The organism is Bacillus cereus group sp. MG9 (assembly GCF_040459995.1).
Taxonomy (GTDB): Bacteria; Bacillota; Bacilli; order Bacillales; family Bacillaceae_G; genus Bacillus_A; species Bacillus_A mycoides.
The window spans coordinates 4,107,434-4,120,090 of the sequence record NZ_JARVHC010000001.1 but is presented as its reverse complement, the minus strand read 5'-3'; the positions used below and the strand labels follow the sequence as shown (position 1 = coordinate 4,120,090).

Genomic DNA, 12,657 nt, shown 5'->3' with positions numbered 1-12,657 from the left:
ATGAGCGATTATATTGTAGTGAAATGCGGCGGTAGTATGTTGGATCAATTAAATGATGTGTTTTTTGATTGTATAAAGAAATTGCAACAAAAGTATAAGGTAGTGATTGTTCATGGTGGTGGTCCAGAAATTGATGCCAAATTAAAAGATTGTAACATCAAAGTAGAGAAAAGAGATGGGTTACGAGTAACACCAAGAGAAGTTATGGATATTGTTCAAATGGTGCTATGTGGAAGTACGAATAAAAAACTCGTAATGAATTTACAAAAACATGATTTACTTGCGGTGGGGCTTTCAGGATGTGACGGTAATTTACTTCAAGTTCAACCTGTTGGCGAAGCGATAGGATATGTAGGAGAAGTAAGTTATGTAGAAACAGCCCTATTGAAAGGGTTGATAGATATGAATTATATTCCTGTCATTGCCCCAATTGGGATAAATGGTAATGAGGTTTATAACATAAATGCAGATACCGCTGCAGCTGGAATTGCGGCAGCATTATCTGCAAAAGAACTCATTTTTATAACGGACGTAGATGGAGTATTACACGAAGGAAGATTGGTAAAGAAAACGGATGAATATGAAATTCTTACTTTTATAGAACAAGGCGTCATCACAGGTGGAATGATTCCGAAAGTACAGGCGGCACTTACATCGTTAAAAATGGGAGTGAAAAAGGCTAGTATCGTAAATGGTACAAAGGATTTTACTGAGGTTACAGGAGAGTGTGTTGGAACTACGGTAACAAAAGGAGTGAGTATCGTATGACAAGCCATCTTTTTCAAACATATGGAAGAAGAGAAATTGAATTTCTAAAGGGCAATGGGGCGAAAGTTATTGATAAAAGTGGTGAGCAATATTTAGATTTCACTTCTGGTATTGGAGTATGTAACTTAGGACATTGTCATCCTACGGTTGTAAAGGCAGTAGAAAAGCAAATTAGAAATATATGGCATATATCTAACTTATTTACGAACTCCTTACAAGAAGAGGTCGCATCATTATTAACAGAAGATACAGCATTAGATCATGTGTTTTTTTGTAATAGCGGGGCGGAGGCAAATGAAGCGGCTTTAAAACTAGCGCGTAAGCATACTGGAAAATCTCTCGTAGTAACATGTGAGCAATCTTTCCACGGGAGAACATTTGGAACGATGAGTGCAACAGGGCAAGATAAAGTGAAAGAAGGATTCGGTCCATTACTTCCGTCTTTTTTACATATACCATTTAACGACATACGAGCATTAGAGGAAGTAATGAATGAAGAAGTTGCGGCGGTAATGGTAGAAGTTATTCAAGGAGAAGGAGGAGTAATATTAGCTGATCCATCCTTTTTGAAGGAAATTGAAAAACTATGTAATCAGTACAATGCTCTTTTTATTATAGATGAAGTACAAACTGGAATAGGCAGAACAGGAACACTATTCGCTTATGAGCAAATGGGAATAGTTCCTGATATCGTTACCATCGCAAAGGCGCTTGGGAATGGTATTCCAGTTGGAGCGATGATTGGCCGAAAAGAACTAGGTTCTTCTTTTACTGCCGGGTCACACGGTTCAACTTTCGGTGGGAATTATATTGCTATGACTGCAGCGAAAGAAGTATTGCAATGCATTAAGGAACAATCGTTTTTTAAAGAGGTACAGGAAAAGGGCGAGTACGTATTAAAGAAATTGCAAGAAGAATTACGACACGTTGAATGTGTTCAAAATATTCGTGGTAAGGGACTTATGATTGGAATCGAATGCAAGCATGAGGTTGCAAATGTCATAGAACAACTAGAAAAAGCAGGACTTCTCGTATTACAAGCAGGGCCTAATGTTATAAGACTATTACCACCACTTATTGTAACGAATGAAGAGCTAGAACAGGCAATATATATGATAAAAAGAGTGGTTTGTACAAAAAATGCATCAATCATATAAGGGGGAAATTTCATGTCAACTGTACAAGTACCGAAATTAAATACGAAAGATCTTTTAACGTTAGAAGAATTGACGCAAGAAGAAATCATTTCTTTAATTGAGTTCGCTATATATTTAAAAAAGAATAAGCAGGAGCCTTTATTACAAGGGAAAATATTAGGTCTCATTTTTGATAAACATTCAACCCGTACTCGCGTTTCTTTTGAAGCAGGAATGGTACAGCTCGGAGGACATGGAATGTTTTTAAGTGGAAAAGAGATGCAAATTGGCAGAGGAGAAACGGTGTCAGATACTGCGAAAGTACTATCTCATTATATTGATGGAATTATGATACGCACATTTTCGCATGCGGATGTAGAGGAGCTTGCAAAAGAGTCCAGTATCCCAGTTATTAACGGTTTAACTGATGATCATCATCCTTGCCAAGCATTGGCAGATTTAATGACGATATATGAAGAAGTTCATACGTTTAAAGGAGTTAAATTAGCTTATGTAGGTGATGGGAATAATGTATGTCATTCACTATTGCTAGCGAGTGTAAAAGTCGGAATGAATATGACTGTGGCAACGCCTGTGGGGTATGAGCCGAATGAAGAAATTGTTAAAAAAGCATTAGCGATTGCTGATGAAACAGGGGCTGAAATTGAAATTTTGCATAATCCTGAATTAGCGGTAAGTGGAGCAGATTTTATTTATACTGACGTTTGGATGAGTATGGGCCAAGAAGGAGAAGCAGAAAAATATACTTTATTCCAGCCTTTCCAAGTAAATAAAGAGCTTGTTATGCATGCGAAGCAAACATATCGTTTCTTACACTGTTTACCTGCCCATCGTGAAGAAGAGGTAACAGGAGAAATTATAGATGGACCACAGTCTATCGTATTTGAGCAAGCTGGTAATCGATTACATGCGCAAAAAGCATTATTAGTAAGTTTATTTAAAAATGTAGAAGAGCCTTCCTAAATGATGTGCACCCCAATTGTTAGACACGAATAACAATTGGAGGTGTATTTTTTTATGGTTAAATTCTTACTAGAAGAAAAAGTAAATGAAATAAAAACATATTCCCTTCAGTATACACTGAATGTACTTAATTATATGGATAGACGAGGGATATCCATTAGAGAAATAGCTACTTAATTTTTTATCTAACCTTTTGGGCCCTGTTCACCAGGAAGGCTCTTTCCTTTACTTCACATACACATAGGCTTCATTTGTTGTTAAGCAGGTTTTATGTTATATAAAGACTTTTGGTTAGCCTGAAGTTTCCGTATTTACATTTTTTCTTTTTATCTCATAATTTTAATTGGGAGAGGGAGGAAAAAAATGGTTCAAATTAAAGTAACACCTGAAATGCTAGAAGAAGTTGCTAATCGTGCAAGTAATACTCGAATCGCATTAGAATCTATACATAATAAATTATGTAATGAAATAGATCAATTGTGTTTTCAGTGGATTGGTGCCTCCAATCAACAGTTCATTCAAATGTTCAATGATGCGCGACCAAAAGCTTTTACATCTATTCATTCACTTGTAAAAGTAGAAGAAGATTTGAAACGAATTGCTGAGAAATTCCGCAATACAGATAATCAAGATGTTACAATGGAAAAAGGTGCAATGTGTGGACCACTATCATCAGAAAAAGAGGGTTTTGATGGTAAAAAACTAGCTAGGGATATAGCGGGTGAAATAAGTGGGGAGTATGATGTTCGTCGTGTTTGGGATGGTATTGATCCATCTACTGGCGAAAAACTTTCGGGGTGGGAACGTGCTGGGGCAGGTGTCATGGCTGTAGCCGGCCTTACACCCTTTGGAAAGATAGCTAAAGTAGGAAAAGGAGTTAAAATGACTGCTAAGGCTACTGAGGCTGTGAATAAAGCTAAAAAAGTACCTGTGGAGAAAGTCAATGGAGTTAATGGTGCGGATAAAGCTCTATTGACTAATGAAGGAAAAGTTGGAACCTATAAACAACTTGTGAAACAAGGAACTGCTTTTGATAATATTACTCCACATCATATGCCTTCTGCACAGAAAATGAAACAAGCTGGTATAAAAAGGAATGATGGTGTGAGTATGAATATGGAACGACCTCATCCTGGAACTGGTGGGAGACATCGTGAAACATATACATATGGTCTATCAGGAGAAAAATCGCAGGCGTATTTAAACCTTAGCTTTCGTGAGGCCTTATCTCATGATATCTTGGATGCTCGAAAAATTTATATAAAAGATGGTTTATATACTGCTGAGATAAGAGAAGGTTTAAGAGAAGTTATTAAAAGAAACAAAGAGCTGTATCCGCATTTATTTGATAAATAAAACATGGAAAGGATGATTACCTTTGGATATTAAGAGTCATTTAAAAAGACTATATGATAATCGTTTATTAGAAAATGAAAATGAGATACGAGATTTTAATGAGTCATTAATGGAAGTAATAGAGTACAATGACGTCTCTGTTATTACAGATTTATGTTTAGTTCTGGATGATGAGACTGAGCAATTTGAGGTTATGTTTGGTTTGATTCATGGAATAGAGAGCTTATATAAAAATAACATAGAAGAAGGACTTGTATGTATTGTTAAAGCTTTTCCAAAGATGATTAACTCAGCTAAAGAATGGGTAGAAATTTTACATTATAGAATTCTTAATCACCCTCAAGTAAGATTAGCATATGGAAAAGTACTTTCGGGATTTGATCCATCAATTACGATTAGTATTAAAGAATTATTGATTGATATAAAAAATGAAGACCCTGATATGTTTAGTGAATCTGTTAATGAGGTAATTAAGAGCATCTAACCATCTAATGTTTAAAGTTGAAACGATATATAAGCACATAAGGCAAGCTAACAGAAAAGAATTTATTATTGGAGTGGAAAGAAAAAGAATAAGAATAAGAATAAGAATAAGCTATTAAAAAGTACATACTCCATGATGGTTGTACCATCATGGAGTACTGTGTGCAATGATAGAATAGAAAAACGAAGTACGAGCTTAGGCGAGATGACATTTTACTGGATGATGAATATAAACACATGGAATGGACATAAAACTAATGAACTCGTACAAACTCGTAAGTTTTAACGTAGTAGTTGTCACAACATATAAAGGCTGTCAAACTGTTACTACAAAACTTAGAAATCTATGCTACTTAAAAACAGATGAACTTAAAGCACTGGGTTGTCGATTAAAGGCAACAAGTGCTTTTTTCGTCTTGATATAAAAATAAATGACATGGGACAAACATTAGGAGAATAAATAAGAAAAAAGTCGCCAAACTGAAATACCCCTCCAATTGTTAGACACGAATAACAATTGGAGGGGTGCTTTTTTATATTGAAATGTCGTATGTATATTTGGTTAACCATCTCTATATCATTTATAATAAAAAGAGTAAACTACATTTGTTTTTCATATCATGTAAGGACATACTAGATAGAAAAAATATAGTTAAAGAGATGATGAATTTGAAAACAACTAAGAAAACATATTCGTTTTTTCAGCGGATGTGGAGAATATTAAAGTTTCAATATTATAAGTTGCTTCGATCACCAGAAGGAGCAAAGAAAGTGTCGTTAGGTTTTGCGATTGGATTTGGTTTAGAAATGTTGGTAATTTATACGGCATCGCTCGTATATTTAATATTTTATCCAATTGTCAGGTTAGCAAAGGGATCTTTTCCAGCCGCAGTCATTGGTAATATTATTGGGAAAATATCGTTTCTCCCAGTATTTTTATTTCCGTTTGCTTATGCGTTAGGGAAAATGATTTATCCATTTGATGTACAGAAAATACATCATGAACCATTTACGATATCAGATTTGTTTTCGAGCCATATTTTTACGATGTTAAAGAGTTTATTGCAAAGTGAAGTGTATGTATTAATTGGTATGACGATAATAGGGATTGTGTTTGGGGTAATTTCATATTTCGTTGTTCATTATTTATATGAAAAAAATCGTAAGTTACGTTTGAAGAAAAGAAAGAAACAAGTGAGAGAACCACTTGTGCAAATATAAAGAATGTCACATTCATTTTCTCCATTGAATATGTTTAAGAAAAAGGGGGAGAGAATGAATGTATTATTACTATGTACCTCAAGTATATCCATATACAAATTATTATCCTGTAACTGGAGTGAGACAGCAATTCGGAGTATATCCGCAGCAACAAATACAGCAAATGCAGCAAATGCAGCAAATGCAGCAAATGCAGCAAATGCAGCAAATGCAACAGCCTGAGCAGCAACTTGTTCAAGAACGAAAACCGTATTTAATGACATGGCCGTATTCAAATGTATACTATGGTAATTATTACGAATCATAAAGCTGCTTCTATTTAGAAGCAGCTTTATGCGTTTGTTTTCAAAATTAAATTTTGAATGGTTTTAAGAGAATAAATGAGCTTTTCACGCTCTTCCTCAGATAATGTTTGAAAATTTTCTTTTAGTTTTCCTAAAATGAATTGCTGATACTGACTTACTAACATTTTCCCTTCAGTTGTTAGGGAAATTAAAATGACCCTTCGATCTTTTTCGCTATAATGACGCTCTATTAGCTCTTCTTGAATAAGTTTGTTTAATAGAGGGGTCATGTTAGGCCGTGAAATCGCTAGCCGCTTGCCAATTTCTGAAACTGCTAATGTACCATTTTCATGCAAAAGCAGTAACACTTGCGTATGTGATGGCGGCATATGTCTTTGAGAAGAAAACTCTCCAGGAAGCATAAATTTGCGATAAAAAAGAGGCACTAGCGAAAGAAGATGATCAACAATACGTTCCCACTCGCGTGATTCCATATAACGGCCCCCTTCTACTATCATTGTAACAAAAAAGACAAGGTATAAAAATAGAATTGTTTCATGGTAGCCTTAATATTTGTAGGATAACACTTGCTTTGTAAATGTATTGGCAATAATCGTATAACCGTTATCATTTGGGTGTACTTGGTCAAATAGTAAATCTTTTTTATCCTTCGATATTAATTTGCGAATTGGTAAAACAATCGACGGTTGATGTGCTTTTGAAATAGAATAAATAGAATCATTCCAACCATCTAAAAACATATCTGCATAACTTGCGATGGAGTCATCTAGTTGTAAAGGGTTATAGAGTTCAGATAGAATGAGTAAAGCATTCGGATTTTGATCTCGAACGGTCTTTACAATGTTTTTTACATCCGTTTCAAAACGGGCTTTTTCTTTATTTAACATTTTAATACCATCTATAACACCTACATCACGATTTAAGCGGAATAAATTATTTGCTCCAATATTAATAGTAATTATATTTGCTTCCCTAATTTTTTGTTGAACTTCTTCTGACTGGACTTTTTTAACGAGACGATCTGTAGTGAGACCATTTACACCGAGGTTTTCTACCCTAATTGGTTTATGAATTTGTCCTTCTAATTGTTTAGAAGCTAATTCGGCAAATCCCCCTTGTGTAGATCCATATCCTTTTGCAAGTGAATCACCTAATACGAGGTGATAAAAGGAATCATTCGTTTGCTTATCAATCCAACTGGGAGCAGATGTTTTTTCTGTTTTTCTTTCAATTTCTTTTTGTTTTGTCTCATCGTTCTTTTCAAAATAAGAATAAGAAATGATTAGAAGGAGGAGACAAACAATTGTTAAGATGACTTTTTTCATAAATTCATCCTCCTTGTAATTGGTAATTGTATCATATTCAGCAGTATAAGCAATGTAAGGGCATATTATATATTTATGAAAACTTTACAGAAAATTTGTAGAAGTGTGTCAAAAAATATTGACGATATGAAAGCACTTTAGATATGATAATGTCAGATAAGGTGAAGATTATCGCTCTAATAGAAGAAAAAAGGTATGTGGTTAGAGACTGATAGAGATTCACTTCATTATTTTGGGGTAATTGTATAAGGGGGATTTTTTGTGAAAAAGTCAAAAAAAATGCTAGCTGGAGCAACACTTGCTATTGGCGTTATAGCACCGCAAGTGTTGCCAACAACAGCTCAAGCAGAGGAAAAAGCTGGGGAGAGTACAGTTAACTTACGAATTTTAGAAACATCAGATATTCACGTTAACTTAATGAATTACGATTATTATCAAACGAAAACAGATAATAAAGTAGGCCTCGTGCAAACTGCAACACTTGTTAATAAAGCACGTGAAGAAGCGAAGAACTCTGTCCTATTTGATGATGGGGATGCATTACAAGGGACACCGCTTGGAGATTATGTAGCGAATAAAATAAAAGATCAGGAGAAGGAGAATTCTGTTGATCCTAACTATGTTCATCCATTATATCGTGTAATGAATTTAATGAAGTATGACGTCATCTCTCTTGGGAATCATGAATTTAACTACGGTTTAGATTATTTAAAGTCAGTGATTAAAAAAACTAAGTTCCCTGTTATTAACTCAAATGTTTATATAGATGATCATGATGGTAATGATGAGAATGACAAGCATTACTTTGATAAACCATATCATATTTTTGAGAAAGAAGTAGTGGATGAATCAGGTCAAAAACAAAAGGTGAAAATTGGTGTAATGGGATTTGTTCCACCTCAAGTTATGAATTGGGATAAAGCGAATTTAGAAGGAAAAGTAAAAGCGAAAGATATTGTTGATACAGCGGAAAAGTTAGTTCCAGAAATGAAGGCGCAAGGTGCGGACGTTATTGTTGCATTAGCCCATTCAGGTGTCGATAAGAGCGGCCGTAGCCCCAAAATGGAAAATGCTTCATATTATTTAACAGAGGTTCCTGGTGTAGATGCAGTATTAATGGGACATTCACATACTGAAGTGAAGGATGTATTTAATGGTGTTCCTGTTGTAATGCCTGGTGTCTTTGGAAGTAACCTGGGTATTATTGATATGCAATTGAAAAAGGTAAACGGAAAATGGGAAGTACAAAAAGAGCAATCGAAGCCGCAACTTCGTCCGATTGCTGATAGTAAAGGGAACCCATTAGTAGAATCTGATCAAAGATTAGTTAATGAAATTAAGGATGATCATCAAGCGACAATTGATTATGTGAATACAGCTGTAGGAAAAACGACAGCGCCAATTAATAGTTATTTCTCATTAGTACAAGATGATCCTTCTGTACAACTTGTGACAAATGCACAAAAATGGTATGTAGAAAAGCTATTCGCTGAAAACGGACAATATAGTAAATATAAAGGAATTCCAGTATTATCTGCAGGAGCACCATTTAAAGCGGGTGGCCGAAACGGTGCTACATATTATACGGATATTCCAGCAGGCACATTAGCAATTAAAAACGTAGCGGATTTATATGTATATCCAAATACGTTATATGCTGTAAAAGTAAACGGGGCACAAGTAAAAGAATGGCTTGAAATGTCTGCTGGTCAGTTTAATCAAATTGATTCAAAGAAAACAGAAGAACAGCCGTTAGTAAATATAGGCTATCCTACATATAACTTTGATATTTTAGATGGCTTAAAATACGAAATTGATGTAACACAACCGGCGAAATACGATAAAGATGGAAATGTTGTAAATGGAAATACGAATCGTATTGTAAATATGACGTATGAAGGTAAGCCTGTAGCTGACAATCAAGAGTTCATCGTAGCTACAAATAACTATCGTGGAAGTAGCCAAACGTTCCCTGGTGTAAGTAAAGGGGAAGTTGTATACCAATCACAAGATGAAACACGTCAAATCATTGTGAAATATATGCAAGAAACTCCAATTATTGATCCAGCAGCAGATCAAAATTGGACGTTTAAGCCGATTGTTGCAGATAAATTAAATACAACATTTGATTCTTCACCAAATGCACAAAAGTATATAAAGAAAGATGGAAAAATATCATATGTTGGACCATCTGAAAATGAATTTGCTAAATATGCAATTGATATAACGAAGAAGAATGATGATAAGGAAACTGGTGGAGAGAATCCAACAACACCGCCAACAGGTGAAGGCAATAACGGAGAAAATCCAACGACACCACCAACAGGTGAAGGCAATAATGGAGAGAATCCAACGGCACCGCCAACAGGTGAAGGCAATAACGGAGGAAATCCAACGACACCACCAACGGATGAAGGTAATACTGTTAATGAACCAAAACAAGATGGAAACAACGCGGGATCTGGACAAACTATAACAGATAATCAAAATGAAAAAGAAACAACGAAAGTAAGTGAAGGTAAAGAAGAACGTGATTTACCGAAAACAGGTACAAGTGTTGCTTCTACAATTGGAGCAGGTCTGGCGTTTGTTGGAGCGGGATTACTTATGTTATTTAGAAGAAAGAAAGCGAATAGATAGCGGAGAAATATAAAAAGGATTACCGATTAAGGTAATCCTTTTTATTATATTATGAAACTGGTACTGCTTTTTCTTTCTTCCATGAAAGACCAAATCCAGTGAAACCAACAATAATTGTTAAGACCGGGCAAGCTAAACAGAAGATTGCGAATGGAACGTAATCAAATGTCGGAACGCCAAGGACGTTCGATAAGAATACGCCACTTACTCCCCATGGTACGAGCGGGTTAATAACTGTACCTGCATCTTCTAATACTCGTGATAAATTACGACGTTCTAAACCGACTTCATCGTATTTGTTAGCGAATGCTTGTCCTGTTAAAACGATTGATAAGTATTGTTCGCCAAGTAAGAAGTTTACACCAATTGCAGTTGAAGCAGTAGAAATAATTAAGCGTGTGCTATTTTTTACGAAGCTAGAGATGATATTCATCAGCTGCGTGATAATGCCCATTCCTTGTAGTAATCCTCCCATACAAAGAGCTAGGAAAATAAGTGCAATCGACATCATCATACTTTGTAGACCACCACGAGATAGTAAGCTATCAATGTCTTTAATACCAGTTTTAGAAACGTAACCGTCTTGCATAATTTTCATTAAATCAGCTAAAGAAGTGCTAGGTTTAAAAATAAAGAGAATAATAATTCCTACCACAATTCCTGCGAGCAATGTTGGAACTGCTGGAACCTTTTTAAATGCGAATAGGAACAGTAATAAAATTGGAATAAGTGTAACGATAGAAATCGTTGTGTTTTTTTCTAACGTGCTAATAAAGTTTGTGAAGTCAACGTCTCCACTAGTACCGCTTCCTAAAATGAAAAATGCGATAAAAGCAATAATGAAAGCAGGAACTGTTGTCCAAAGCATGTTGCGAATATGCTCAAATAAATCTACACCTGTTACAGCAGGAGCTAAGTTTGTTGTATCAGATAAAGGAGACATTTTATCTCCAAAGAATGCACCAGAAATAATTGCACCAGCGATCAGAGCTGGATCGTATCCGAGAGCACTACCCATTCCCATAAAGGCAAGTCCTACAGTTGCGGCAGTTGTAAATGCACTACCGATACTCGTTCCAACAATTGCACAAACAACAAAAACAGTTGGGACGAAAATTTTAGGAGATACAAGCTGGAATCCGTATACCATTAAAGTTGGAATTGTTCCAGCTGCGATCCAAACACTAATTAATACGCCTACAAGTAAGAAAATAAAAATAGATGGAATACCAGCTGAAATACTACTGATCATCCCTTTTTCCATAGTAGACCAAGAGATTTTTTTCATAAATCCAAATGCTAATAAAAGAACGATACCAAATAAAATTGGGATGTGTGGTGAAACTTCTAATTGGATAACACTAAAGCCAATACAGAAAAAGATAAATAATGTTAAAAGAACAGATTCAATTTTTGAAACCATTGTTTTTCCCTCCTAAGTAATTTAAAATAGCTCTTTTTTATATAAAATTCGCCAATATTGTATATTTCCTTCTAAAATTTAGAATTTTGTGACAAATTACCGGTAATTGTCAACATCTCAATATGATACGGAAATGATTGGATAAAAAAACGCCCCTGCATATAATTATGCAGGGACGAAGAAATCGCGGTACCACCCTAGCTTGTGAAAGGAGTGTATCACAAAATAAAGGGTCATATGATATGCGCTCATAAAATAAAAACGCCCCTGCAATATATGCAGGGACGAAAAATTCGCGGTACCACCCTAAATTGTGAAACAGTTTCATTTCACCACTCTTTAGACATAACGGTCTAAACCGTCTTTCACTACTCCTCACGTTTCGTAAAAGAAGCTCCAGGGGGTAATTCATAAATCGCTCTGTACTGGTTCGCACCGACCACCAGCTCTCTGAAATCAGAAAACGAAATACTACTAAATCCTATCAACGCCGATTCATATGATGTTAGTTAAATTTTTATCATATATTCATCATACATGTCAATAAAAACATTCGATATTTTTTTAGGGGAATAAAGGAAAAATGTTTTTCATACTGTAAAAATGTGCGTTATAATGAATTTGAAAGGGGAGGAAAGAGTGAAGAAAAAAATAATTCTTTTTACCACCTTACTAGTCGTTGGCGGAAGTGCTGGAATTTACACAGCTTTTGCAGCTGAATCAGAGAAGTCGAAACAAAAGCAAATACAGCAGTCAGAAGTGAAGAAAGTGAAAGAAACTGAAGAGAAGAAATCGATGGAAAAAGCAGCTACTAAACTAGGAGTTTCTACTGAGGGGAAAACAAAAGAAGAGGTTACAAAAGAAGTAGATACCGCTAGATTTGAGCAGCGCCATGATTTGTTAATTGAGCATGCTAAGCAACTTGGAATTGATACAGAAGGAAAAAAAGATGAAGAGATTATTTTAGAAATTGGAAAGATACAACATGGAAAGTAGAACAACTTATCGTATGATAA

Annotated in this window: 12 protein-coding genes and 1 other annotated feature; of the genes, 9 read left to right on the top strand and 3 right to left on the bottom strand. The window is 35.3% G+C overall.

The genetic code is table 11. The features are described 5' to 3' along the window. The 7 genes from argB to QCI77_RS21035 all read left to right on the top strand — a co-directional run bounded on the left by argB (nucleotide 1) and on the right by QCI77_RS21035 (nucleotide 6,255). A complete protein-coding gene (argB, locus tag QCI77_RS21065) occupies nucleotides 1–768 on the top strand; it encodes an acetylglutamate kinase (protein WP_353825437.1) in 768 nt (255 codons plus the stop codon). Beyond that, nucleotides 765–1,925 carry an acetylornithine transaminase gene (locus QCI77_RS21060; protein ID WP_113709270.1) on the top strand — a complete coding sequence of 387 codons (1,161 nt, stop codon included), beginning with the start codon at nucleotides 765–767 and terminating at the stop codon, nucleotides 1,923–1,925. The genes argB and QCI77_RS21060 overlap by 4 nt, the downstream gene beginning before the upstream one ends. A gap of 12 nt (nucleotides 1,926–1,937) precedes the next feature. Further along, the gene (gene argF / locus QCI77_RS21055; RefSeq protein WP_353825436.1) at nucleotides 1,938–2,888 is read left to right on the top strand and encodes an ornithine carbamoyltransferase; all 951 of its coding nucleotides are present in this window, start codon (nucleotides 1,938–1,940) and stop codon (nucleotides 2,886–2,888) included. A gap of 363 nt (nucleotides 2,889–3,251) precedes the next feature. Then, nucleotides 3,252–4,244: a WXG100 family type VII secretion target gene (locus QCI77_RS21050; protein ID WP_353825435.1), complete on the top strand. Its 993-nt coding sequence runs from the start codon at nucleotides 3,252–3,254 to the stop codon at nucleotides 4,242–4,244. Nucleotides 4,245–4,266: 22 nt separating this feature from the next. Next, nucleotides 4,267–4,728 (top strand): Imm30 family immunity protein, encoded by a 462-nt coding sequence (locus QCI77_RS21045; protein WP_002190613.1) that lies wholly within the window; start codon nucleotides 4,267–4,269, stop codon nucleotides 4,726–4,728. Nucleotides 4,729–5,396: 668 nt separating this feature from the next. Beyond that, nucleotides 5,397–5,948: a DUF2062 domain-containing protein gene (locus QCI77_RS21040; protein WP_000858888.1), complete on the top strand. Its 552-nt coding sequence runs from the start codon at nucleotides 5,397–5,399 to the stop codon at nucleotides 5,946–5,948. 58 nt (nucleotides 5,949–6,006) lie between these two features. Continuing rightward, nucleotides 6,007–6,255 carry a hypothetical protein gene (locus QCI77_RS21035; protein WP_353825434.1) on the top strand — a complete coding sequence of 83 codons (249 nt, stop codon included), beginning with the start codon at nucleotides 6,007–6,009 and terminating at the stop codon, nucleotides 6,253–6,255. Between the two features lie 24 nt (nucleotides 6,256–6,279). Here QCI77_RS21035 and QCI77_RS21030 read toward each other — a convergent pair whose 3' ends face one another. After that, nucleotides 6,280–6,726, bottom strand: coding sequence for a MarR family winged helix-turn-helix transcriptional regulator (locus QCI77_RS21030; protein WP_002088507.1), 447 nt, complete (start codon nucleotides 6,724–6,726; stop codon nucleotides 6,280–6,282). 72 nt (nucleotides 6,727–6,798) lie between these two features. Further along, nucleotides 6,799–7,578, bottom strand: coding sequence for a GDSL-type esterase/lipase family protein (locus tag QCI77_RS21025; protein WP_159147054.1), 780 nt, complete (start codon nucleotides 7,576–7,578; stop codon nucleotides 6,799–6,801). 261 nt (nucleotides 7,579–7,839) lie between these two features. On the opposite strand from QCI77_RS21025, the gene cpdB reads away from it, so the two are divergent. Then, complete coding sequence (gene cpdB / locus QCI77_RS21020; RefSeq protein WP_353825433.1) at nucleotides 7,840–10,218, top strand: bifunctional 2',3'-cyclic-nucleotide 2'-phosphodiesterase/3'-nucleotidase; 2,379 nt, start codon at nucleotides 7,840–7,842, stop codon at nucleotides 10,216–10,218. A gap of 49 nt (nucleotides 10,219–10,267) precedes the next feature. Here the strand turns inward: cpdB and nhaC are convergent, their stop codons facing one another. Continuing rightward, on the bottom strand, nucleotides 10,268–11,641 hold the full coding sequence (gene nhaC, locus QCI77_RS21015) for a Na+/H+ antiporter NhaC (protein WP_353825432.1): 1,374 nt from the start codon (nucleotides 11,639–11,641) through the stop codon (nucleotides 10,268–10,270). Between the two features lie 277 nt (nucleotides 11,642–11,918). Then, nucleotides 11,919–12,138 (bottom strand) — a binding site (T-box leader). A 142-nt stretch (nucleotides 12,139–12,280) separates the two neighbouring features. Here nhaC and QCI77_RS21010 point away from each other — a divergent pair. Continuing rightward, nucleotides 12,281–12,637 (top strand): hypothetical protein, encoded by a 357-nt coding sequence (locus QCI77_RS21010; RefSeq protein WP_002143066.1) that lies wholly within the window; start codon nucleotides 12,281–12,283, stop codon nucleotides 12,635–12,637. The last annotated feature ends 20 nt before the right edge of the window (nucleotides 12,638–12,657 follow it).

What these genes read in the sequence shown, in the direction of transcription:
- argB (WP_353825437.1), top strand. Translation starts at nt 1, where the DNA reads ATGAGCGATTATATTGTAGTGAAATGCGGCGGTAGTATGTTGGATCAA.
- QCI77_RS21060 (WP_113709270.1), top strand. Translation starts at nt 765, where the DNA reads ATGACAAGCCATCTTTTTCAAACATATGGAAGAAGAGAAATTGAATTT.
- argF (WP_353825436.1), top strand. Translation starts at nt 1,938, where the DNA reads ATGTCAACTGTACAAGTACCGAAATTAAATACGAAAGATCTTTTAACG.
- QCI77_RS21050 (WP_353825435.1), top strand. Translation starts at nt 3,252, where the DNA reads ATGGTTCAAATTAAAGTAACACCTGAAATGCTAGAAGAAGTTGCTAAT.
- QCI77_RS21035 (WP_353825434.1), top strand. Translation starts at nt 6,007, where the DNA reads ATGTATTATTACTATGTACCTCAAGTATATCCATATACAAATTATTAT.
- QCI77_RS21030 (WP_002088507.1), bottom strand. Translation starts at nt 6,726, where the DNA reads ATGGAATCACGCGAGTGGGAACGTATTGTTGATCATCTTCTTTCGCTA.
- QCI77_RS21025 (WP_159147054.1), bottom strand. Translation starts at nt 7,578, where the DNA reads ATGAAAAAAGTCATCTTAACAATTGTTTGTCTCCTCCTTCTAATCATT.
- nhaC (WP_353825432.1), bottom strand. Translation starts at nt 11,641, where the DNA reads ATGGTTTCAAAAATTGAATCTGTTCTTTTAACATTATTTATCTTTTTC.